General features: G+C 72.1%; 18 protein-coding genes. 11 read left to right on the plus strand and 7 right to left on the minus strand.

Annotated elements, in window-relative coordinates:
• Nucleotides 1-125 precede the first annotated feature (125 nt).
• The 5 genes from AB0I83_RS30975 to AB0I83_RS30995 form a co-directional block, all read right to left on the minus strand.
• Nucleotides 126-3284 (minus strand): efflux RND transporter permease subunit, encoded by a 3159-nt coding sequence (locus AB0I83_RS30975; RefSeq protein WP_363307008.1) that lies wholly within the window; start codon nucleotides 3282-3284, stop codon nucleotides 126-128.
• A gap of 184 nt (nucleotides 3285-3468) precedes the next feature.
• Nucleotides 3469-4158, minus strand: coding sequence for a response regulator transcription factor (locus AB0I83_RS30980; RefSeq protein WP_356537968.1), 690 nt, complete (start codon nucleotides 4156-4158; stop codon nucleotides 3469-3471).
• Nucleotides 4155-5420 carry a histidine kinase gene (locus AB0I83_RS30985; protein WP_363307009.1) on the minus strand — a complete coding sequence of 422 codons (1266 nt, stop codon included), beginning with the start codon at nucleotides 5418-5420 and terminating at the stop codon, nucleotides 4155-4157. Before AB0I83_RS30985 ends, AB0I83_RS30980 begins: the two co-directional genes overlap by 4 nt.
• Nucleotides 5421-5568: 148 nt before the next feature.
• Nucleotides 5569-5847: a hypothetical protein gene (locus AB0I83_RS30990; RefSeq protein WP_356537965.1), complete on the minus strand. Its 279-nt coding sequence runs from the start codon at nucleotides 5845-5847 to the stop codon at nucleotides 5569-5571.
• 10 nt (nucleotides 5848-5857) lie between these two features.
• Entirely contained in the window at nucleotides 5858-6640 is a 783-nt protein-coding gene (locus AB0I83_RS30995) for a PspA/IM30 family protein (RefSeq protein ID WP_031093722.1), read from the minus strand.
• Nucleotides 6641-6936: 296 nt separating this feature from the next.
• Here AB0I83_RS30995 and AB0I83_RS31000 point away from each other — a divergent pair, with 296 nt between their 5' ends.
• From AB0I83_RS31000 to AB0I83_RS31010, 3 genes are all read left to right on the plus strand, one after another.
• A complete protein-coding gene (locus AB0I83_RS31000) occupies nucleotides 6937-7536 on the plus strand; it encodes a DUF3043 domain-containing protein (RefSeq protein WP_356537963.1) in 600 nt (199 codons plus the stop codon).
• 62 nt (nucleotides 7537-7598) lie between these two features.
• Nucleotides 7599-8333: a methyltransferase domain-containing protein gene (locus AB0I83_RS31005; protein ID WP_356842932.1), complete on the plus strand. Its 735-nt coding sequence runs from the start codon at nucleotides 7599-7601 to the stop codon at nucleotides 8331-8333.
• A gap of 92 nt (nucleotides 8334-8425) precedes the next feature.
• Complete coding sequence (locus AB0I83_RS31010; protein WP_356842922.1) at nucleotides 8426-9499, plus strand: trypsin-like peptidase domain-containing protein; 1074 nt, start codon at nucleotides 8426-8428, stop codon at nucleotides 9497-9499.
• Between the two features lie 74 nt (nucleotides 9500-9573).
• On the opposite strand, the gene AB0I83_RS31015 is transcribed toward AB0I83_RS31010, so the two are convergent.
• Nucleotides 9574-9777, minus strand: a complete 204-nt coding sequence (locus AB0I83_RS31015; RefSeq protein WP_356537959.1) for a hypothetical protein — start codon at nucleotides 9775-9777, stop codon at nucleotides 9574-9576.
• An 86-nt stretch (nucleotides 9778-9863) separates the two neighbouring features.
• On the opposite strand from AB0I83_RS31015, the gene AB0I83_RS31020 reads away from it, so the two are divergent.
• Together AB0I83_RS31020 and cobT are read left to right on the plus strand one after the other, a co-directional pair.
• A complete protein-coding gene (locus AB0I83_RS31020) occupies nucleotides 9864-11066 on the plus strand; it encodes a bifunctional adenosylcobinamide kinase/adenosylcobinamide-phosphate guanylyltransferase (protein WP_363307010.1) in 1203 nt (400 codons plus the stop codon).
• Between the two features lie 115 nt (nucleotides 11067-11181).
• Complete coding sequence (cobT, locus tag AB0I83_RS31025) at nucleotides 11182-12303, plus strand: nicotinate-nucleotide--dimethylbenzimidazole phosphoribosyltransferase (protein WP_356537956.1); 1122 nt, start codon at nucleotides 11182-11184, stop codon at nucleotides 12301-12303.
• A 5-nt stretch (nucleotides 12304-12308) separates the two neighbouring features.
• Here cobT and AB0I83_RS31030 read toward each other — a convergent pair whose 3' ends face one another.
• Nucleotides 12309-13082 (minus strand): hypothetical protein, encoded by a 774-nt coding sequence (locus AB0I83_RS31030; protein WP_363307011.1) that lies wholly within the window; start codon nucleotides 13080-13082, stop codon nucleotides 12309-12311.
• Nucleotides 13083-13169: 87 nt separating this feature from the next.
• Between AB0I83_RS31030 and AB0I83_RS31035 the strand changes: the two genes are divergently transcribed.
• The 6 genes from AB0I83_RS31035 (at nucleotide 13170) to aceE (ending at nucleotide 23067) form a co-directional block, all read left to right on the plus strand.
• Entirely contained in the window at nucleotides 13170-13958 is a 789-nt protein-coding gene (locus tag AB0I83_RS31035) for an adenosylcobinamide-GDP ribazoletransferase (protein ID WP_363307012.1), read from the plus strand.
• Nucleotides 13959-14168: 210 nt separating this feature from the next.
• Nucleotides 14169-15722 carry a leucyl aminopeptidase gene (locus tag AB0I83_RS31040; RefSeq protein WP_363307013.1) on the plus strand — a complete coding sequence of 518 codons (1554 nt, stop codon included), beginning with the start codon at nucleotides 14169-14171 and terminating at the stop codon, nucleotides 15720-15722.
• Between the two features lie 339 nt (nucleotides 15723-16061).
• A complete protein-coding gene (gene lpdA, locus AB0I83_RS31045) occupies nucleotides 16062-17450 on the plus strand; it encodes a dihydrolipoyl dehydrogenase (protein WP_356537948.1) in 1389 nt (462 codons plus the stop codon).
• Nucleotides 17451-17502: 52 nt separating this feature from the next.
• Complete coding sequence (sucB, locus tag AB0I83_RS31050; protein WP_363307014.1) at nucleotides 17503-19320, plus strand: 2-oxoglutarate dehydrogenase, E2 component, dihydrolipoamide succinyltransferase; 1818 nt, start codon at nucleotides 17503-17505, stop codon at nucleotides 19318-19320.
• Between the two features lie 174 nt (nucleotides 19321-19494).
• Complete coding sequence (locus AB0I83_RS31055; RefSeq protein ID WP_356537946.1) at nucleotides 19495-20118, plus strand: GntR family transcriptional regulator; 624 nt, start codon at nucleotides 19495-19497, stop codon at nucleotides 20116-20118.
• Nucleotides 20119-20385: 267 nt separating this feature from the next.
• Nucleotides 20386-23067, plus strand: a complete 2682-nt coding sequence (gene aceE, locus AB0I83_RS31060; protein ID WP_363307015.1) for a pyruvate dehydrogenase (acetyl-transferring), homodimeric type — start codon at nucleotides 20386-20388, stop codon at nucleotides 23065-23067.
• Nucleotides 23068-23184: the final 117 nt, after the last annotated feature.

Raw genomic sequence — 23184 nt, forward strand, 5'->3', positions numbered from 1 at the left:
GGCGGGCCCCATCATCCTCTCGCTGGGTGGCGGGGGACTCGTGGCGGCGGGGGTGTGCTGTGAGTGGTCGTTCTGCCGGCCCCCCGACGTCGTCGGGGGCCTTCTCCACGCGCTGCGCGGGGCCGTCAGGCCTTCGCGGGCTCCGGTTCCTCGGAGGCGGTCTCCTCCGTCGTCACCGGGGCGCTCGCGCCGGACTTCGCCTCGCGCTTGGCCGCCTTCTTCTTCGCGCGGCGCTCCTTGCGGAGCTCCACCATCGCGTAGAGCGTCGGTACCAGGAGCAGCGTGAGCAGCGTGGAGGTGATCAGACCGCCGATCACCACGACCGCCAGCGGCTGGGAGATGAACCCGCCCTCGCCGGTGACGCCGAGCGCCATCGGGAGCAGGGCGAAGACAGTCGCCAGCGCCGTCATCAGGATCGGGCGCAGACGATGGCGCCCGCCCTCCACGACCGCCTCGACGACGCCCATGCCCTGCGACCTGTACTGGTTGATCAGGTCGATGAGCACGATCGCGTTGGTCACCACGATGCCGATGAGCATCAGCATGCCGATCATCGCCGGGACGCCCAGCGGCGTGCCGGTGATGACGAGGAGACCGATGGCGCCCGTCGCGGCGAACGGGATGGAGACCAGCAGGATCAGCGGCTGGACGAGCGACCGGAAGGTGGCCACCAGCAGCATGAAGACGATCGCGATGGCCGCCAGCATGGCCAGCCCCAGCTTCATGAAGGCGTCGTCCTGGTCCTGCGAGACGCCGCCGATGGTCGCCGTGGCGCCCTCCGGGAGGTCCAGGGCGTCGATCTTCTTCTGGAGCGAGGCGCTGACCGCGCCCGTGTTGTCACCGGTCGGCTTGGCCGTGACCGTCGCCGCGCGCTGGCCGTCGATCCGGGTCATGGACACCGGGCCGGGGGTGAGTTCGACGTCGGCGATCTGACCGAGCGTGACCGGGCCGAGCCTGAGGGCCTTCAGCTCGGCCATGGTGGTGGCCGGCCTGGCCGACCTGACCAGGACGTCACGCTCGGTGTCGCCCATGATCACCTTGCCGGACGGGGTGCCGCGCACCGCGCCGGCGACCGCCGCGCCGAGCGCGGCCTGGTCGAACCCGGCGTCCGCCGCCTTGTCGTTGGCCTTGACCGAGATGCGCGGGACGCTCTGCGCCAGGTCGCTCTGGACGTCGGTGACGTCGTCGAGCTTCGCGACCTCGGTCCGCACGGCCTCGGAGGCCTTCTCCAGGACGTCCGCGTCCGCGGCCTTGACCACGACGCTCAGGTCCTGGCTGCCGAAGCCGTCGCCCGCGGCCATCGTGGTGTCGCCGATGCCGTCGAGCTTGCCGAGCGCCTCGTCGATCCGCTCCTGCGTGGCCTCGAAGTCCGCCGAGTCCTTGAGGGTGACCTGGTAGGAGGCCTGGTTGGCGCCCGTACCGCCGCCGAAGGCCGCCATGAAGCCGGAGGAGCCGACGGTGACCTGGTAGTCCTCGACGCCCTTGTCCGCGGCGAGGACCTTCTCGACCTTCCGCGCGGCCTCGTCGGCCGCCTCCAGGCTGGTGCCGGGCGTCAGCTCCTGCTTGACGGAGAGGACTTCCTGCTCGCCCTGGTCGAAGAAGTTCGTCTTCAGCAGGGGTGCCATGCCGAAGGTGCCGAACAGCACCACGAAGGCGATCGCGATGCTGGTGACCCGGCGCCTGGTGGCGAAGCGCAGCACCGGGACGTAGATCCGCTGGAGCCGGCTCGCGGCTTCCTTCTCCTCGGCCTCGCGGCGTGCCTCGTCCGGGTTCTCGGCGGTGCCCTTCGGGGCGCGCAGGAACCAGTACGAGAGGACCGGGACCACGGTGAGCGAGACCAGCAGGGAGGCCAGCAGCGCTGCCGTGACGGTGAGGGAGAACGAGCCGAAGAGCTGGCCGACCATGCCGCCGACCAGGCCGATGGGCAGGAAGACCGCGACGGTGGTGAGCGTGGACGAGGTGACCGCCCCGGCCACCTCCTTGACCGCGGTGATGATCGCCGCCTGGCGCTCCTCGCCGTAACCGAGGTGGCGCTTGATGTTCTCCAGGACCACGATCGAGTCGTCGACGACCCGGCCGATGGCGATGGTCAGCGCGCCGAGGGTGAGCATGTTCAGGGACAGGTCACGGGTCCAGAGCACGATCAGCGCGAGGACCACGGACAGCGGGATGGAGACCGCGGTGACCAGCGTCGAGCGGATCGACGCGAGGAAGACCAGGATCACGACGACCGCGAAGAGCAGGCCGAGCCCGCCCTCGGTGGTCAGGCCGGAGATCGCCTTGGAGACGGCGGGCCCCTGGTCGGACACGACGGTCAGCTCGGCGCCGGCCCCGAGGTCCTCGCGCAGGTCAGGCAGCTTGTCCTGGACGGCGTCGGAGATGGCGACGGCACTGCCGTCCTTGTCCATCGTCGCCACGACGGCGAGGCTCGGCCTGCCGTTCGTACGTGTGATGGAGACCGCGGACGCGGGCTCCTGCTTCACCGTGGCGACGTCACCGACGCGGACCGCCTTGCCGCCCTTGCCGCCCGACGCCGGATCGGCCGCGGAGACCTTGAGGTCCTCGATCTGCCGGAGCGAGGTGAACGAGCCGCCCACCTGGATGGTGCGGCTCTTGCCCGACTCGGAGAAGGAGCCGGCCGGCACCGTCGCGCCGCCCGACTGGAGCGCCTGGGCCAGTGAGCCGGCGTTCATGCCCGCCGCGGCGAGCTTCCGGTCGTCGGGCACCACGGAGACCTGGAGGTCCTGTACGCCGTCGACGGTCACCTGCCCCACGCCGTCGATGTCCTCGAGCGCCGGGACGACCGTGCGGTCGAGCTGGTCGGCGAGCGCCTGCTGGTCCTTGTCGGACGTGACGGCGAGGACGACGGTCGGGATGTCGTCCGTCGAGCCGGCGACGACCTGCGGGTCCACGTCTTCCGGCAGCTGGGCGCGGGCGCGGTTCACGGCCTGCTGGATGTCGGCGACGAGCTGCTTCGTGCCCTCGTCGCCGAAGTCGAAGGTCGCCATGATGACGGCGTTGCCCTCGCTGGCGGTCGAGGTGACGCCCTCGACGCCGTCGACGGCCTTGATGGTGTTCTCGAGGGGTTCGACGACCTGCTTCTCGACCACGTCGGGGGACGCACCCTGGTAGGGGGCCAGCACCGACACCATCGGGAGTTCGATGGTGGGCAGCAGCTGCTGCTTGAGCTGCGGGATCGCGATCGCGCCGAAAACGAGCGCGACGATCGAGATCAGCCCGATCAGGGCCCGTTGCGCGAGGCTGAATCTGGACAGCCAGGACATGGGTGGGTCTCTCTTCTGTGGCGTACGCGGCAGATGGGCGGCTGTTCGGTGACACGAATGGGGACGCGACCGGGACACAGCCCGCCCGTTTATACGATCGCCGGTCCCGCGAGCGAAAACGTCGGCCCCCGGGTTGCTTTCTCGCGCCGCGCATACCGCGGCTGGAGTACGCCGCCTCCACCCGTCACTCCACCCGGGGGCGTACCAGTCCGGACTCGTAGGCGATGACGACCAGTTGGGCCCGGTCCCTGGCACCGAGTTTCGCCATGGCCCGGTTGACGTGTGTCTTCACGGTGAGAGGGCTGACGGCCAGGCGCTCGGCGATCTGGTCGTTGGAGTGGCCGCCGGCCACCAGGACGAGCACCTCGCGCTCGCGTCCGGTGAGTGCGGCGAGGCGTTCGGAGTACGCCGTCGCGTCCGGCCCCTCCCCTGAAGTGCCGCCCTGGGCGAGGAAGGTGGCGATGAGGCCCTTGGTCGCGACCGGGGAGAGGAGCGCCTCGCCGGCCGCCGCGACACGGATCGCGTTGAGGAGTTCGTCGGGCTCGGCTCCCTTGCCGAGGAAACCGGAGGCGCCCGCCCGCAGGGACCGCACCACGTACTCGTCCACCTCGAAGGTGGTGAGCATGACGATCCGCACCCCCGCAAGACCGGGGTCCTCGCTGATCATCCGGGTGGCGGTGAGCCCGTCGGTCCCCGGCATCCGGATGTCCATCAGCACGACGTCGGCGAGGGTCGAGCGGGCCAGTGCCACGGCCTGGGCACCGTCCGCGGCCTCCCCGACGACCTGCATGTCGGGCTCGGAGTCCACCAGCACGCGGAACGCGCTGCGCAGCAGTGCCTGGTCGTCGGCGAGCAGCACCTTGATGGGCGTCATGCGGTTCCCCCCGTCCGCTCCGCGGTGACCGGCCCCTCCGGCGCACGTGTGCGGGACGTGACGGGCAGGATCGCATGGACCCGGAATCCGCCGCCGTAACGGGGGCCTGCCGTCAGGGTCCCGCCGAGGGCCGTGACGCGTTCGCGCATGCCGATCAGCCCGTGGCCCCCGCCGTCGGCCGGTCCGGTGCGTGCGTCCGCACCCCTGCCGTCGTCCAGGACGGTGACCTCCGCGGTCTCCCCCACGCGTACCACGCTGACCTCGGCCTTCGTACCGGTGCCCGCGTGCTTGCGCACGTTGGTCAGGGCCTCCTGGATGATCCGGTACGCCGCCAGGTCGACCGCGGCCGGCAGCGGACTGTCCGGGTCGGTGCAGGCCACCTCGACGGGCAGCCCGGCGTTGCGGAAGGTGTCGACCAGCGCGTCGAGGACCGCGAGTCCGGGGGCGGGTTCCGTGGGCGCCTCCGGGTCGCCGGACTGCCGCAGCAGCCCGACCGTGGCGCGGAGCTCGTTGAGTGCGGAGCGGCTGGCCTCGCGTACGTGGGCGAGCGCCTCCTTCGCCTGGTCGGGGCGCTTGTCCATGACATGGGCGGCGACCCCGGCCTGAACGTTGACCAGGGCGATGTGGTGGGCGACGACGTCGTGCAGGTCCCGGGCGATCCGCAGGCGCTCCTCGGCGACCCTGCGGCGGGCCTCCTCCTCACGGGTGCGCTCCGCGCGCTCGGCCCGTTCCCTGATCGCGTCGATGAACGCGCGCCTGCTGCGTACCGCGTCCCCGGCGGCACCGGCCAGCCCCGTCCAGGCGAGCACGCCGAGGTTCTCCTGGCTGTACCAGGGGGTCGTTCCGGCGGCCATCGCGGTGACGGTCAGCACGCCCATGGTCAGCAGGCCGGCCCGCCAGGTGGTGGGGCGGTCGGTGCGGGACGCGACGGTGAACAGGGCGATGACCGTGCTCATCACCACGGGGGCGGGCGGGTCCATCAGGACGAACTCGACGGCGGACAGCAGCCCCGTCACCGCGAGTACGGCCATGGGCCTGCGTCTGCGCAGCACGAGCGCCCCGGCGGCGAGCACCATCAGCAGCACGCTGGACGGTTCGGGCGTACGGGCGCCGAAGATGGGCTCGTGGCCGGGGTTCGGTTCGGCGAACGACGCGCAGAGCATGCAGGCCAGCACGGCTGCGGCCAGTCCCCTGTCGAAGGCGAGGGGATGGCCGCGCAGCCAGCGGCGGGGGCGCACGAACCCGGTTCCGAGGGTGGTCACGTCGAGCAACGGTACGGCGTGGCGTGGTCGTGGCGGTCCCTGCGGTGTCAGGGCGCCGTCACGGACGGGGACCACGGCACGCCGCCCCGCGCCGGAAGCGGACCGGCGCGGGGCGGCGTGCTGGGTGCGGAGCGGAGGCGCAGTCCGTTCAGCCGGGGATCAGCCCGTCGTCGCGGAGCATGGAGCGCACCTCTTCGAGGGTGGCGTCGGGTGCCGGGAGGATCAGCTCGGACGGCTCGAGGGCGTCGTCGGGCAGCGGCGAGCCCAGCTCGCGCACCTTGTCCAGGAGCGCGTGGAGCGTGGCGCGGAAGCCCGGCCCGTCACCGCTCTCCATCTCCGCGAGGAGTACGTCGTCGAGCTTGTTCAGCTCCGCGACATGGCTGTCGGCCAGTACGACCTGGCCCTCCCCCATGATCCGTACGATCACGACGCCGCCCTCACTGCTTGTCGAACTTGTGCGGGGACTGCTGCGACTGCGGTGCCGCGTCCTGCGCACCGCCCTCGATGGCCTGCTGCTGGCCGGCGGAACCGCCGGCCAGTTCGGCCTTCATGCGCTGCAGTTCCAGTTCCACATCAGTACCACCGGAGATGCGGTCCAGCTCGGCGGCGATGTCGTCCTTCGCCGTGCCGGACGGATCGTCGAGGGCGCCGGAGGCCAGCAGCTCGTCGATCGCTCCCGCGCGGGCCTGCAGCTGCTGGGTCTTGTCCTCGGCCCGCTGGATCGCCAGGCCGACGTCGCCCATCTCCTCGGAGATGCCCGAGAAGGCCTCTCCGATGCGGGTCTGGGCCTGGGCCGCGGTGTAGGTGGCCTTGATGGTCTCCTTCTTGGTGCGGAAGGCGTCCACCTTGGCCTGCAGGCGCTGGGCCGCGAGAGTGAGTTTCTCCTCCTCGCCCTGCAGCGTCTGGTGCTGCGTCTCCAGGTCGGTGACCTGCTGCTGCAGGGCGGCACGCCGCGACAGCGCCTCGCGGGCCAGGTCCTCGCGACCGAGCGCGAGTGCCTTGCGGCCCTGGTCCTCCAGCTTGGACGACTGGCCCTGCAGCTGGTTGAGCTGCAGCTCCAGACGCTTGCGCGAGGTCGCCACATCGGCGACGCCGCGGCGCACCTTCTGAAGCAGTTCGAGCTGCTTCTGGTACGAGTAGTCGAGGGTCTCGCGCGGATCCTCGGCCCGGTCAAGGGCCTTGTTTGCCTTCGCGCGGAAGATCATTCCCATACGCTTCATGACACCGCTCATGGGCTTCGCGCGCCCCCTTCTGACGAACTGAGCTCCAGCACTCCAACAGAACCCACAGTACGGGCCCTGTCTCTATTACCGCACTGTTCGAGCACGGATGTGCTCCTACCCAAGGACGACTGCGGCCCGTGACCACTCCCGCCCAGGGAGTAGACGGGCCTCGGGGAGAGCGGCGGCAACGTCCGTTCTGCCCCTGTCGGGGCGCATTTCCGGACGCGGGCCGTTGCCGGATCGTTCCCGGCCGGTCCCGGGATGCCGCGCACGACCCCGTACCCTTGGGTTTTGTGTTCCGTAGCCGTTCAAAGGAAGAGAAGGCCCCCACCGGCAAGGTGACGGCGGACCTCTCCAAGCAGCCCCGCGACCCCCAGGCTCCGAAGGGTCGCCCCACCCCCAGGCGCAGCGACGCCCAGACGCAGCGTCGGCGTGCCTCGAGTGGCACCCCGACGGACCGCAAGGAGGCCGCCAAGCGCCAGCGCGAAGCCCGTCGCTCGGATATGGCCAGGCAGCGCGAGGCCCTCGCATCGGGCGACGAGCGCTACCTGCCGGCGCGCGACAAGGGTCCCGTGCGGCGTTACGTCCGCGACTTCGTGGACTCGCGCTTCTGCATCGCGGAGTACTTCCTCCCGCTCGCGGTGATCATCCTGATCCTCAGCGTGATCCAGATCCAGAACATCCAGAACATCTCGCTGCTGCTCTGGCTCGGCGTGATCGTGCTGATCGTGGTCGACTCCATCGGCCTCGGGTTCCGGCTCAAGAAGCAGCTGGCCCAGCGCTTCCCGGACGCCCCGAAGCGCGGCGCGGTGGCCTACGGCCTGATGCGTACGCTGCAGATGCGCCGTCTGCGTCTGCCGAAGCCGCAGGTCAAGCGCGGAGAGCGGCCCTGAGCACCACGGAGGCCCCCGGTTTCGCCGGGGTGTCGTCCCGGTGGCTGGAAGGGCTCGGCGGGCTGCGCAACACCGTCCGCCAGGAGCTCGTGGCCCGGCAGATCGACGAGCAGATAGCCGGCCGCTTCCCCGTGGGGAAGCGGCTGCGCGTGCTCGACGTGGGCATGGGCCAGGGGACGCAGGCCCTGCGCCTGGCGCGGGCCGGGCACTCCGTGACCGGCCTGGAGTCCGACCCGGAGATGCTCCGGTGCGCGCGGGATGCCCTCGCGGGCGAGCCCGAGGGCATCCGGGAACGGATGCGGCTCATCGAGGGCGACGGCCGCGACACCGGGGTGCACTTCCTGCCCGGCAGCTTCGACGTGGTGCTCTGCCACGGCGTGCTGATGTACGTATCCGAGCCCGATCCGATGCTGGCCGGCCTGGCCCGGATGCTTGCGCCCGGCGGCCTGCTGTCGCTGCTCGTGCGGAACGCGGACGCGCTCGCGATGCGCCCCGGGACCGCGGGCGACTTCGGCGCGGCGCTCGCGGCGTTCGACACGGACACCTACACGAACCGGCTCGGTCTGGACGTACGGGCCGACCGGCTGGACGCCCTGAGGTCCACGCTGGCGGGCATCGCGGCGCCGCTGCACGCCTGGTACGGCGTGCGGGTCTTCACGGACAACGTGGACAACGCGACCGAGCTGCCAGGCCCCGAGCAGCTGGCCCGGGTGTTCGCGGCCGAGGACCGGGCGGGGCGGACCGACCCGTACCGCGGGGTGGCCGCGCTGCTGCACCTGTGCGGGGTACGCGGCTGAACCGCGGGGTACGGCTGAACCGGGCCGGGCCGTACGCCTGATCGGCCCACCAGCGCAGGGCGCGGGCGGCCTGGCCTGGCGATACTCCGGGCATGGACGCATCCCCTCCCCGCAGCCGGGTACGCCGCTCCCTCACGCCACTGGCCGCAGCCGTCTGCGCGGTCGCCCTGGCGGGCGGCTGCGCGGGACCCGGCCCCGCCCCGGCCGCGGCTCCGGCGCGTCAGGGGGTGGTGTCGCGTGCCACGGGCGACCTGGAGGACCGCTACCAGGCGGTCATCAGGGACGTGCTGCCCTCCGTCGTGCAGATCGCCGCGGGGGACGGGCTCGGCTCGGGGATCGTCTACGACGACAAGGGCCACATCGTGACGAACGCGCACGTCGTCGGCAGTGGGAAGACCTTCGACGTCAGCGTCGCGACCGGCGAGAAGACGCTCAAGGCCTCGCTGGTCTCCTCGTACCCGGAGCAGGACCTGGCGGTGGTCAAGCTCGACGACGTCCCCGACGGGTTGCGGGCCGCGCGGTTCGGCGACACCGACGCGGTCGAGGTGGGACAGATCGTCCTGGCGATGGGCTCGCCGCTCGGCCTGTCCAGCAGCGTCACCCAGGGCATCGTCTCGGCCGTGGGACGGACCGTCAGCGAGAGCGGCTCGGACGGCGGCACCGGGGCCACGCTCGCGGACATGGTGCAGACCTCGGCCGCCATCAACCCGGGCAACAGCGGCGGGGCGCTGGTGAACCTCGACAGCGAGGTGATCGGTGTGCCGACCCTCGCGGCGACCGACCCGCAGCTGGGCGGCAGCGCGGCACCGGGGATCGGGTTCGCCATCCCCGTCTCGATGGTGCGCACGGTCGCCGACCAGATCATCAGGTACGGCAAGGTCACGGACTCCGGCCGGGCGGCGCTCGGCATCACGGGGCGGACCGTCGTGGACGACGAGTACCGGCCCGCGGGGGTCGCGATCGTCAGCGTCGTGAAGGGCGGCGGGGCGGCCGGGGCGGGCCTGCGCTCCGGGGACGTCATCACCCGGATCGGCGAAGACCGGGTCACGACCATCACCTCGTTGTCGGAGGCCCTGGCCGGCGACAAGCCCGGCGAGAAGGTCACGGTGACGTACTCACGGGGCGACGCGAAGAAGACGGCCCAGGTCACCCTGGGCGAGGTCTGAGAGCCGGCCGGGTGCCGCGCGGCCGTGCGGGCGCGCCCCGCCCGGACACCGGGGTCCGGGCGGGTACGGGAGCCTCAGCCCGCCTGGAGACTCATCGGTCCGTAGATCTTCGTCGTGTCCTCGAAGAGAGTCACCTGCTCCGCGCCGCCTTCGAGGAGCTCCTTCCAGAACTCGCCGATCCAGGACTCCGCGTCGCCCTGCGTCGTGAACTCCTCCGGCTGCAGCGCCGGCTCCGTCTCCGTACCGTCGGACTTCTCGAACCGCCACGTCCACGCCATGTCCGCCTCCTGGGTCACGTTGCTCCCCGAAGACTAGTGGGTGTCCCGGGCGCGCAGGTGGTTCATGGACACGGGAGGATCAGAGCGTGGAACTGACTCTGCTCGGCACCGGAGCCCCCGACGGGCTGCCGCGGCCCGACTGCCCCTGCGCCGTCTGCGCTTCGTCCCGCGGTGCGCGGGCGCGCGCCGCGACGGCGCTGCTCGTCGACGACGCGCTGCTGCTGGACCTCACCCCGGGCGCGGTCTTCGCCGCGGCCCGGGCGGGCCGCTCGCTCGGCGGCGTACGGCAGGTGCTGCTGACGCATCCGCACGACGGGCCCGCGATGGAGCTGCCCGCCTCGCTCCCCGCCGCGGGCCGGGTCCCGGACGGTCAGGAGCTGACTCTGATCAGCGGGCACCGGGTCAGGGCCATGGCGATGGACGCGCCCGGCACCGGCTACGAGGTGTCGTCCCAGGAGGGCGAGCGTCTGCTCTACCTGCCCCCCGGGGCCTCCCCCGCCGGTCTGCCCGACCGGGTCGCGGAGCCGTACGACATGGTCGTGTGCGATGTGACCGGCCGGCCCGACGCCGTCGCCAGGCTGCGCGCCGCCGGCGCCGTCACGGCCGCCACCGAGATCGTCGCCGTCCATCTGGACCACGACGCCCCGCCCGGCGCCGAGTTGGACCGGCGGCTCGCGGCCGCCGGGGCGCGGGCCGTGCCGGACGGGACGACGCTTCCGGTGGGCGCCTACCACGCCGTGCCGGACGTGCCCCGGCGCACGCTGGTGACGGGCGGCGCCCGGTCGGGCAAGTCGGTGGAGGCCGAACAGCGCCTCGAGACGTATCCCGAGGTGGTGTACGTGGCGACCGGTGGCCGCCGCGAGGGCGACACGGAGTGGGAGGCCCGCATCGGGCTGCACCGCGAACGCAGGCCCGCGGCCTGGCGCACCGAGGAGACGTGCGAGCTGGCGGGGCTGCTGGAGGAGGACGGTCCGCCGCTGCTGATCGACTGCCTGTCGCTCTGGCTGACCGACGCGATGGACCGATTGGACGCGTGGGACGACTCCGGGTGGACGGACGGCGGGCAGGACAAGCTGCGCGAACGGGTCGCCGAGCTGGTCCGCGCCGTGCGCGGGACGCGCCGTACGGTCGTCGCGGTGACCAACGAGGCCGGTTCGGGCGTGGTCCCGGCCACGGCCTCGGGCAGGCGCTTCCGCGACGAACTGGGTCGCCTGAACGCCGCGTTCGCCGCCGAGTGCGAGGAGGTCCTGCTGGTGGTGGCCGGGCGGTCGCTGGTGCTGCGCGGCTGATCGCGGGGCGGGCACGGGGCCGGGGGTACGGGTGGAGGTGCCGGGTACTGTTCCGGACAGGAGCCCCCGCCGGGTTCCCGCCCACCCTGTGACGACCCCCGCGAGGCGGACCCCCGTGAACCTGGACGACTTCTCCGACCTGATCGAACGCCCCGACGGGGGTGTACGGCGTGACGCCGAGGAACGCCGGGAGCGGCTGGCCGTCCCCGTGGGTGCCCTCGGTCGGCTCGACGAGCTGGGCGAATGGCTTTCGGCCGCCCAGCAGTCGGTGCCCGTCAAGCCGGTCGACCGGCCGCGCGTGGTGCTGTTCGCCGGTGACCACGGGGTCGCGGAACTGGGGGTGTCCGGCCGGGCCGCCGGCACCGCTCACGAGCTCGTCCGGGCCGTGCTGGACGGTGCGAGCCCCGTCGCCGTACTGGCCCGCCGCTTCTCCGTCCCCGTGCGGATCGTGGACGCCGGCCTGGACTGCGACCCGGAGCTGCTGCCCGAGGCCGTCGTGCGCCACCGGGTGCGGCGCGGGAGCGGCCGGATCGACGTCGAGGACGCGCTCACGGCCGAGGAGGCCGAGCAGGCCGTACGGCTCGGGATGCGCGTCGCCGACGAGGAGGCCGACTCGGGCACGGACCTGGTGGTGCTGGGTGACCTGAGCGTCGGCGGTACGACGGCCGCCTCGACCCTGATCGCGGCCCTGTGCGGCACGGACGCCTCGGTGGTGACCGGGCGCGGTGGTGCGGGGATCGACGATCTGGCGTGGATGCGCAAGTGCGCGGCGGTCCGGGACGCGCTGCGGCGGGCCCGTCCCGTCCTCGGCGACCAGTTGGAGCTGCTGGCCGCGGTGGGCGGCGCGGACCTGGCCGCGACGACCGGGTTCCTGTTGCAGAGCGCGGTGCGCCGGATGCCCGTGGTGCTGGACGGCGTCGTCTCGGCGGCGTGCGCGCTGGTGGCCCAGCGGGCGGCCTTCCGTGCCCCCGACTGGTGGCTGGCCGGGCAGGTCAGCGGTGAGCCCGCGCAGGCGAAGGCCCTGGACCGGATGGCGCTGACGCCGCTGCTGGACCACGGGGTGACGGTCGGCGGGGGCAGCGGGGCACTGCTGGCCCTGCCGTTCGTACAGGCTGCCGCGGCGCTGGCGGCGGAGCTCCCCGAGCGGGCTGGGGAGTCCGCCGGGGAGGAGCCCGCGGAGGGCCCCGTGGACGGCGGGGCCACCGGGGACCCGCAGCAGGTGGAGACGACCGCCTGAGCGGCTCAGGAACCGCCGCCGGGCGGGGGACCCGGGAGCGGGGCCCTGTCGGGGGCCCCGCCGATCAGGTCCTGGAAGCGGCGGCGCGGACCCACCCAGCGCACGTCGTGGTGATACGCCCTCAGCACCGCCCTGGCGCGGGCCCGGTGGCGCCGGCGGTAGAAGCGCTTCGCCCAGAGCGAGGTGGGCCGGGCCAGCCGGAGGGCTCCGATCAGCGCGATGAACGGGATGAGGGTGCCGATCACCGCCATCCGGGCCTTGCCCTTGAACAGCGCGATCAGCACGAAGCCGAAGTTGCCGACGTAGGTCAGGACGACGCCCAGCCTGCTCTGCTGCTGCTCGCCGCTCAGCTCGTCCACACCGAGCGGCGAGAAGCCGGCCAGCACGAGCAGGACGAGTGAGGCCGTGAGGACGACGACCTCCACGCTCTGGCGGCCCTCCTCGGTCCAGTAGACGTCGTCGAGGTGGAGGATCAGCGCGAACTCGTCGAGGACCAGGCCGGCTCCCACGCCGAAGACGACCGCGCAGATCCCGGCGGCCACACCGTGCTGACCGCTCGCGACCGCGCCGAAGCCTCCGACCACCGAGAGCACGACGCCGGGCACCACGTGGTGGATGTGCACACCGCCGGGCGTGAAGTTGCGGAACGGCCCCTTCCCCGCCCGGATCATGCGGGTGATGATCCGGGTGACGGCGAAGGTCAGGACGAAGGCGCTCAGGGCCAGCAGCAGCGGGAGCTTGCCCGGCTCGACGATGTTCTGCTGGAACCAGTGACCCATGCCACCTCCACCCGACGACCCGACAATGCAGCTTATGGGTCACTTTGCCCAATCCGGCGCGTAGCCGCACCGGCTAGCGTGCGCGCGGTGACCTCCCTGAACAGCCACGGCCTGCGCTTCGCCTTCGGCACACTGACCGCGCTCCCCGTCCGGGTCTCCCGCTGGGACCGCGGGGCCGCGCGCGCCGGCATGCTGTGCGCCCCGCTCGCCGGCCTCGCCGTGGGCCTGCTCGCGGCCGCGCCCGGCGTGCTGCTCCTGGTCGGCGGGGCCGGACCGCTCGCGGCCGCGGTCGCCTCCGCCGCACTGCCCGCCGCGCTCACCAGGGGGCTGCATCTGGACGGGCTCGCGGACACCGCGGACGGGCTCGGCAGCGCCAAGCCGGCCGAGGCGGCGCTGCGGATCATGAAGCAGTCGGACATCGGCCCGTTCGGTGTGATCACCCTGCTGTTCGTGCTGCTGGCCCAGGTCGCGGCCCTCTTCGAGCTGTACGGCCGGGGCTGGGCCGACGGTGCGCTGGGCACGGTCGCCGCGGCGGTCACCGCACGGCTCGCGCTCACCCTGGCCTCGCGCCGCGGCGTCCCGCCGGCGCGGCCGGAGGGCCTCGGCGCGGCGGTGGCCGGGAGCGTACCGCTGCCGGGTGCGGCGGCCGTCGCCTGCCTGGTGGTCGCGTGCTGCGCGGGTGCGGGCGCGCTGCTCGGCGGACACGGTGCGGCCGAGCAGCAGGCAGTGGCCGTCCTCGGGGGCCTCGGAGCCGCTCACCTGATGCTGCGCCACTGCGTGCGGCGCTTCGGCGGGGTGACCGGCGACGTGTTCGGCGCACTGGAGGAGACCGCCGCGACCACGGCCCTGCTGGTGCTGTCGCTGTCCTGGGGCTGACGAGTCAGGGCACCGGCAGGGCCTCGCCGCCCCCGCGCCGCGGCCCGGATCCACACCTTTCGTCCCGGGTCGGCCCGCCCCCGTGAGCCGGGAGCGAGGGCGCGCGTAGGCTCGCTCCTGGCGCGTCGCGGCGGCGTCCACGACGCGCCGGGCACGGTCGGCCCACCCCTCGACCGGCAAACAACTCAACGGAAGCGAGATTTCACCACCGTGACTGCTCTCACTCTCAGCACCTCAGGTGCGGCGACGCTGCGCGCCGACGCACTGGTCGTCGGTGTCGCCAAGGGCGCTGGATCCAAGGCTGGGGGCCTGGTCGTGGCACCGGGCGCCGAGGCCGTCGACAAGGCGTTCGACGGGAAGCTCGCCACCGTCCTGGAGTCCCTGGGTGCCTCCGGGACCGAGGGCGAAGTGACCAAACTCCCCGCTCCCTCCGGCCTCAAGGCCCCGGTCGTCGTCGCGGTCGGACTCGGCCCGGTCCCGGAGAAGGGCGACGCGTACGGCGCCGAGGCACTGCGCCGGGCCGCGGGCAGCGCCGCGCGTGCGCTGAAGGGGTCGAAGAAGGCCGGCTTCGCACTGCCGACGGAGTCCGTCGAGGACGCCTCGGCCGTGGCGGAGGGCGCCCTGCTGGGTGCGTACGCCTTCACCGCCTACCAGGGCGGCGAGAACAAGCTCGCCCCCAAGGGCGCCAAGGCCGATGCCCGCAAGCTTCCGCTCGACGAGATCACACTGCTCGGCACCAAGCCGCGCGACAAGGCGTTCAAGGCCGCCGCCGAGCGCGCCGTGGCGGTCGTCGAGGAGATCAACCGCGCCCGCGACCTGGTCAACACCCCGCCGAACGACCTGTACCCCGAGTCCTTCGCCGCCGTGGCCGCCGCCGCCGGCAAGGAGCACGGCATCAAGGTGCAGGTCCTCGACGAGAAGGCGCTCGTCAAGGGCGGCTACGGCGGCCTGCTCGGCGTCGGTCAGGGCTCCACCCACGGACCGCGCCTGGTCAAGCTGGCCTACACCCACCCCAAGGCCGAGAAGACCCTGGCGCTGGTCGGCAAGGGCATCACCTACGACTCGGGCGGCATCTCGCTCAAGCCGGCCGGCCACAACGAGACGATGAAGTGCGACATGAGCGGCGCCGCCGCCGTGTTCGCCGCCGTCGTCTCGGCGGCCCGCCTCGGCCTCCGGGTCAACGTCACCGGCTGGCTGGCCCTCGCCGAGAACATGCCGTCCGGCAACGCCACGCGCCCGGGTGACGTGCTGCACATGTACAGCGGCAAGACCGTCGAGGTCCTGAACACCGACGCCGAGGGCCGCCTGGTCCTCGCCGACGCGCTGACCCGCGCCTCGGAGGAGAAGCCGGACGCGATCGTCGACGTGGCGACCCTGACCGGTGCGATGGTGATGGCGCTCGGCAACCGCACCTTCGCCGTGATGTCCAACGACGACGCCTTCCGTACGTCGGTCCACGAGATCGCCGAGGAGGTCGGCGAGGCCTCCTGGCCGATGCCGCTCCCCGCCGACCTGCGCAAGGGCATGGACTCCCCGACCGCCGACATCGCCAACATGGGCGAGCGGATGGGCGGCGGCCTGGTGGCCGGCCTCTTCCTCAAGGAGTTCGTGGGCGAGGGCATCGCCTGGGCGCACCTGGACATCGCGGGCCCGGCCTTCCACGAGGGCGCCCCGTACGGCTACACGCCCAAGGGCGGCACCGGATCCGCGGTCCGCACCCTGGTCAGGCTGGCCGAGCGCACGGCGGCCGGCGACCTCGGCTGAGGTCAGGACCGGGTCCGGCCCGGACGGTTCGCCCGCGGCGCTCGCGCCGTGCACGGCCCCGGGCATACGTTCGGGGCCGTGGGCGTTCCCCCCACGGCTTCGAACATCCTTTTTCCGGACATTCGTACGCATCAGTAACCGTCCGGGCCCGATGATCGTCCGGCTCGGAGCAGGGGCCCGCGTCCCGTCCGCCCGCAACAAGTGCGAAGATGGGTTCTCGGCAGGACAGGGCCCCAACCACAGGGCCGAATAACGCAAGCGGCCGAACACCAGCCGACCGGCCGGTCACACCCCAGCGACGGGGCCCGGCATACGGCGCACATGCATGGAGGACGTGACGTGGCGAACGACGCCAGCACCGTTTTCGACCTAGTGATCCTCGGCGGTGGCAGTGGCGGTTACGCCGCGGCCCTGCGCGGAGCTCAGCTGGGCCTGGACGTCGCACTGATCGAGAAGGGCAAGGTCGGCGGCACCTGCCTGCACAACGGCTGCATCCCCACGAAGGCGCTGCTGCACGCCGGCGAGATCGCCGACCAGGCCCGCGAGGCCGAGCAGTTCGGCGTGAAGGCCACCTTCGAGGGCATCGACATGGCCGCCGTCCACAAGTACAAGGACGACGTGATCTCGGGCCTCTACAAGGGCCTGCAGGGACTCATCGCCTCGCGCAAGGTGCACTACATCGAGGGTGAGGGCAAGCTCTCGTCGCCCACTTCGGTGGACGTCGGCGGCCAGCGCGTCCAGGGCCGCCACGTGCTCCTGGCGACCGGCTCCGTGCCGAAGTCGCTGCCCGGTCTGGAGATCGACGGCAACCGGATCATCTCCTCGGACCACGCGCTGAAGCTGGACCACGTGCCCAGCTCCGCGATCGTCCTGGGCGGCGGCGTCATCGGCGTCGAGTTCGCCTCGGCGTGGAAGTCCTTCGGGACCGACGTCACGATCGTCGAGGGTCTGAAGCACCTGGTCCCGGTCGAGGACGAGAACAGCTCGAAGCTCCTCGAGCGCGCATTCCGCAAGCGCGGCATCAAGTTCAACCTGGGTACGTTCTTCGACAAGGCCGAGTACACCCAGGACGGCGTGAAGGTCACCCTCGCCGACGGCAAGACCTTCGAGGCGGAGGTGCTGCTGGTCGCGATCGGCCGCGGCCCGGTCTCGCAGGGGCTGGGTTACGAGGAGGCCGGCGTCGCGATGGACCGCGGCTACGTCCTCGTCGACGAGTACATGCAGACCAACGTCCCGACGGTCTCGGCCGTAGGCGACCTGGTCCCGACCCTGCAGCTCGCGCACGTCGGCTTCGCCGAGGGCATCCTCGTGGCGGAGCGCCTGGCCGGTCTCAAGACCGTGCCGGTCGACTACGACGGCGTGCCGAAGGTGACGTACTGCCACCCCGAGGTCGCCTCCGTCGGCATCACCGAGGCCAAGGCCAAGGAGATCTACGGTGCGGACAAGGTCGTCGCGCTCAAGTACAACCTCGCGGGCAACGGCAAGAGCAAGATCCTGAAGACCGCGGGCGAGATCAAGCTCGTCCAGGTCAAGGACGGTGCCGTGGTCGGCGTCCACATGGTCGGTGACCGTATGGGCGAGCAGGTCGGCGAAGCCCAGCTGATCTACAACTGGGAGGCGCTGCCGGCCGAGGTCGCGCAGCTCATCCACGCCCACCCGACGCAGAACGAGGCGATGGGCGAGGCGCACCTGGCCCTGGCCGGCAAGCCTCTCCACTCGCACGACTGATCCCGGGCGACGACCGACCACTTCCGCACTTTCGTAAGGAGCAACCGAAACCATGTCGGTTTCCGTAACCCTTCCGGCGCTCGGCGAGAGCGTCACCGAGGGCACTGTCACCCGTTGGCTGAAGGCCGAGGGCGAGCGCGTCGAGGCCGACGAGCCGCTGCTCGAGGTCTCGACCGACAAGGTCGACACCGAGATCCCCGCGCCGGCCTCCGGCGTGCTGTCGTCCATCAAGGTCGCCGAGGACGAGACCGTCGAGGTCGGCGCGGAGCTGGCCGTCATCGACGACGGCTCGGGCGCCCCGGCGGCCGAGGAGGCTCCGGCCGCCGAGCCCGAGGCCGCCCCGACCCCGGCCGAGGAGGCTCCGGCGCCCGCCGCCGAGGTACCCGCCGCGGAGGCACCTGCCGCCGCCCCGTCCGGTGGTGCCTCCGGCACCGACGTCACCCTTCCCGCGCTCGGTGAGAGCGTCACCGAGGGCACCGTCACCCGCTGGCTGAAGGAGGTCGGCGAGGAGGTCGCGGAGGACGAGCCCCTGCTCGAGGTCTCCACGGACAAGGTCGACACCGAGATCCCCGCCCCGGTCGCCGGTGTGCTGCTGGAGATCGTCGTCGGTGAGGACGAGACCGCCGAGGTCGGCGCCAAGCTCGCCGTCATCGGCGCTCCGGGTGCCGCACCGGCCGCTGCTCCGGCGGAGGCCGCACCAGCCCCGGCCGCCGCTCCGGCGGAAAAGCCCGCGCCTGCCCCGGCCGCCGCACCGGCGGAGCCCGCTCCGGCTCCTGCCGCGGCTCCCGCCCCCGCCCCGGCCGCACAGGCTCAGGCTCCGGCAGCGCCCGCCGCTCCGGCCCCGGCACCTGCCGCGCCCGCGGCACCGGCGCCCGCCGCACCCGCTCCCGCCCCGGCGGCGAAGGCACCGGCCCCGGCCGCTCCCGCCTCGCCCGCCGGTGACGACGGCGCGTACGTCACGCCGCTGGTCCGCAAGCTCGCCGCCGAGAACGGCGTCGACCTGGGCTCGGTCAAGGGCACCGGCGTCGGTGGCCGTATCCGCAAGCAGGACGTCGTCGCCGCCGCGGAGGCCGCCAAGGCCGCTGCCGCTCCGGCTCCGGCCGCCGCCGCTCCCGCGGCCAAGGCCGCGCCGAAGCTCGAGGCGTCCCCGCTGCGCGGTCAGACGGTCAAGATGACCCGCATGCGCAAGGTCATCGGCGACAACATGATGAAGGCGCTGCACTCGCAGGCCCAGCTGACCTCGGTCCTCGAGGTCGACATCACCAAGCTGATGAAGCTGCGCAACCAGGCGAAGGAGTCCTTCGCCGCCCGTGAGGGCGTCAAGCTGTCCCCGATGCCGTTCTTCGTGAAGGCGGCGGCCCAGGCGCTGAAGGCCCACCCGGTCGTCAACGCCCGGATCAACGAGGACGAGGGCACCATCACGTACTTCGACTCGGAGAACATCGGCATCGCCGTGGACGCCGAGAAGGGTCTGATGACCCCGGTCATCAAGGGTGCGGGCGACCTGAACATCGCCGGTATCGCGAAGAAGACCGCGGAGCTGGCCGGCAAGGCCCGCGGTGGCGGACTCACTCCGGACGACATGTCCGGTGCGACCTTCACCGTCAGCAACACCGGTTCGCGCGGTGCGCTGTTCGACACGGTCATCGTGCCGCCGAACCAGGCGGCCATCCTGGGCATCGGTGCCACGGTCAAGCGTCCGGCGGTCATCGAGACCGCCGAGGGCACCGTCATCGGCATCCGTGACATGACCTACCTCTCGCTCTCCTACGACCACCGTCTGGTGGACGGCGCGGACGCCGCCCGCTACCTGACCACGGTCAAGGCGATCCTCGAGGCGGGCGAGTTCGAGGTCGAGCTCGGCCTCTGAGCGGTACAGCTGTAACCAGCCTCACCAGCGGCGCCCCCGTCCGGAACACTTCCGGGCGGGGGCGCCGCCGTATTGTCTAGGACGGAGCGGCGTGCCGCTCCGTCCGACACCGCCGGTACTCCCCGGCCGCCGTGTCGGCGCAGGCGGTACCGGTTCGCCACGAAGGAGCCCCTCATGACCCCGCCCGTCGTCCACTCGCTGCGCGAACAGATCCGCGAGCACATCGTGGAGGGAATAGTCAGCGGGCGCTGGAAGCCGGGCGAGCGGATCGTGGAGCGGCGTATCGCGACCGAGCTGGAGGTCAGCCAGACGCCCGTGCGGGAGGCCCTGCGCGAGCTGGAGACGCTGCGGCTGATCGAGTCGGCTCCCAACAAGGGCGTCCGGGTGCGCAACCTGACCGCGGCGGACCTGGAGGAGAGCTATCCCGTGCGGGCCGGGCTCGAGCAGATCGCCGCGGAGCTCGCCGCCCCCGCGCTCGGCGAGGACTGCTCGGCGCTCACCCCGCACGTCGCGGCCCTGTACGAGGCGGACCGGCTGGCCGACGGCGAGGCCCAGGTGCGGCACACGGTGGGTTTCCACCGCGAGATGGTGCGGGCCGCCGGGAACGCGGTGCTGCTGCACACCTGGGAAGGGCTGGGCATCGAGGTGTTCACCGCCCTGTCGATCCGCTGGCTGGGCACGGTGCAGAAGTCGTACGCCGAGGAGCACCAGGCGCTGATCGAGGCGTTCCTGCGGCGGGACCCGCAGATCGCCGTGCTGGTGAAGGAGCATGTCCTCGGGTGCGCTCCCCGCGCCTGAGCGAGTACCGGGCGGCGCGCCCATCTGCGTGGCGGGGCGCTCGGCCGTGCGGGCCGTCGTCCGCTTCGCACCTTTGATCCCGTCACTCCGTGCCCCCTTTCGCGGCACCGCATGCCACTTTTCTTCATATCAAGAAGTTTTGCCCTTCACCCTTTGATCGATCATCGATCGGCGTCTTACAGTTCAGGCGCGGGCCCACCGGCCCGATCGCCCTGTCCTGCCAGCCAGGGCCTTCTCCACCCCCCTCCACTCCGGAAGGCGGCGATCATGACCGACCCCGTAGCAAAGCTTCCGAGCGAGCTCGACCAGCTCCCGGACCGCGACCCCGAGGAGACCGCCGAATGGGCGGCCTCCCTGGACGCCGTCACCAAGGCCGCGGGCCCGCACCGTGCCGCGTACCTGATGCGACGCTCGCTCCAGCACGCCGAGGGCGCCGGTATCGCGCTGCCCAAGTTGCTGGAGAGCGATTACGTCAACACCATCCCCACCTCCGCCGAGCCCGCGTTCGACGGCGACCTGGAGATGGAATCGAAGATCACCGCGTGGAACCGCTGGAACGCGGCCGCGATGGTCACCCGTGGCTCCCGCTTCGGCGTCGGCGGCCACATCGCCACCTTCGCCTCGGCCGCCTGGCTGTACGAGACCGGCTTCAACCACTTCTTCCGCGGCAAGGAGGGGGACGGCAGCGGCGACCAGCTCTACATCCAGGGCCACGCCTCCCCCGGCATCTACGCCCGCGCCTTCCTCGACGGCCGGCTCGGCGAGCAGCAGCTCGACAACTTCCGCCAGGAGTCGGGCGGTGACGGCCTGCCGTCCTACCCGCACCCTCGGCGGCTGCCCTGGCTGTGGGAGTTCCCCACCGTGTCGATGGGCCTCGGCCCGCTCTCCGCGATCTACCAGGCGCGCTTCAACCGCTACCTGGCCAACCGCAACATCAAGGACACGTCGAACTCGCACGTCTGGGCCTTCCTGGGCGACGGCGAGATGGACGAGCCAGAGTCGACCGCCGCCCTCGCCCTCGCGGCCCGTGAGCAGCTCGACAACCTGACCTTCGTCATCAACTGCAACCTGCAGCGTCTCGACGGTCCCGTCCGCGCCAACTTCCGCGTGGTCCAGGAGCTGGAGGGCGCGTTCCGCGGAGCCGGCTGGAACGTCGTGAAGACGCTCTGGGGCAGCGCCTGGGACGAGCTGTTCCAGCTGGACACCCAGGGCGCGCTGGTACGCCGCCTGCGGGAGGTCCCGGACGCGCAGTTCCAGACGTACGCCACCCGCGACGTCGCCTACATCCGCGAGCACTTCTTCGGCGCCGAGCCCGCGCTCGCCGAGCTGGCGAAACTGCTGAGCGACGCGAAGATCGCCGAGTGCTTCTACACCTCCCGCGGCGGCCACGAGGCCCGCAAGGTGTACGCGGCCTACCGCGCGGCGGTCGAGCACAAGGGCGCGCCGACCGTGATCCTGGCCCAGACGGTCAAGGGCTACACGCTCGGCAAGGGCTTCGAGTCCAAGAACGCCAACCACCAGATGAAGAAGCTGTCGACCGACGAGTTCAAGGGCATGCGCGAGCTGCTCGGCCTCCCGATCCCGGACAGCGCCTTCCAGGACGGTCTGGTCCCCTACGGCCATCCGGGCACCGACTCCCCCGAGGTCCGCTACCTCCAGGAGCGCCGCGCAGCCCTCGGCGGTCCGGCCCCGGCCCGCCGGGTGCACGCGGTGGCGCTGCCCGAGCCGGAGGAGCGCGCCTTCAAGGCCCTGTACAAGGGGTCCGGCAAGCAGGAGATGGCGACCACCATGGCGTTCGTCCGCCTGGTGAAGGACCTGATGCGGGACAAGGAGACCGGCAGGCGCTGGGTCCCGATCGTCCCGGACGAGGCCCGTACCTTCGGTATGGAGTCGCTGTTCCCGTCGGCCGGCATCTACTCGCCGCTGGGCCAGACGTACGAGCCGGTCGACCGCGATCAGCTGATGTACTACAAGGAGGCCAAGGACGGCCAGATCCTCAACGAGGGGATCACCGAGGCCGGTGCCATGGCCGACTTCATCGCCGCCGCGACGTCGTACGCGACGCACGGCGAGACGATGATCCCGTTCTACATCTTCTACTCCATGTTCGGCTGGCAGCGGACCGGCGACCAGATGTGGCAGCTCGCCGACCAGCTCGGCAAGGGCTTCATCGTCGGCGCCACCGCGGGCCGCACGACTCTGACCGGAGAGGGCCTCCAGCACGCGGACGGCCACTCCCACCTGATCGCGTCCACGAACCCGGCGTCGCTCAACTACGACCCGGCGTTCGCCTACGAGATCGCGGTGATCGTCAAGGACGGTCTGCGCCGCATGTACGGCCAGGCCGCCCCCGGCGAGGACTCGAACGTCTTCTACTACCTGACGGTCTACAACGAGCCGAAGCGTCAGCCCGCGATGCCCGAGGGTGTCGAGGAGGGAATCGTCAAGGGCCTGTACCGCTTCAAGGAGGGCGCGCCCGCGTCCGAGGACGCCCCGCGCCTGCAGCTCATCGGTTCGGGTACGGCGATCCACTGGGTCCTCGCGGCCCAGGAACTGCTCGCGGCCGACTGGGGTGTCACGGCCGACGTCTGGTCCGCCACCTCGTGGGGCGAGCTGCGCCGCGACGCGCTGGAGTCCGACGAGGCGCTGCTCCGCGGCGAGGAGCGGGTGCCGTACGTGACGCAGGCGCTCTCCGGTGCGCCGGGCCCGGTCCTCGCGGTGAGCGACTGGATGCGCGCGGTGCCGGACCAGATCAGCCAGTGGGTGGAGCAGGACTGGTCCTCGCTGGGCACGGACGGCTTCGGCATCTCCGACACCCGTGAGGGCGCGCGCCGCCACTTCGGGGTCGACGCCGAGTCGGTCGCGGTCGCCGCGCTGGCCCAGCTGGCCCGCCGCGGCGAGATCCCGGCCTCGAAGGTCAAGGAGGCCCGGGAGAAGTACGGGATGTGAGTCACGGCGGGGGCGGGTACCGGGATCGCCCGGTACCCGCCCCCCCCCCCCACCCACCGGTCGCCCCCGCCCGCCTCCCCCCCCGCCGGGGCACCCGCCCCACAAAAGGCGCCCATC

It is taken from the genome of Streptomyces sp. NPDC049970 (assembly GCF_040660235.1).
In the GTDB taxonomy this organism is placed as follows: Bacteria; Actinomycetota; Actinomycetes; order Streptomycetales; family Streptomycetaceae; genus Streptomyces.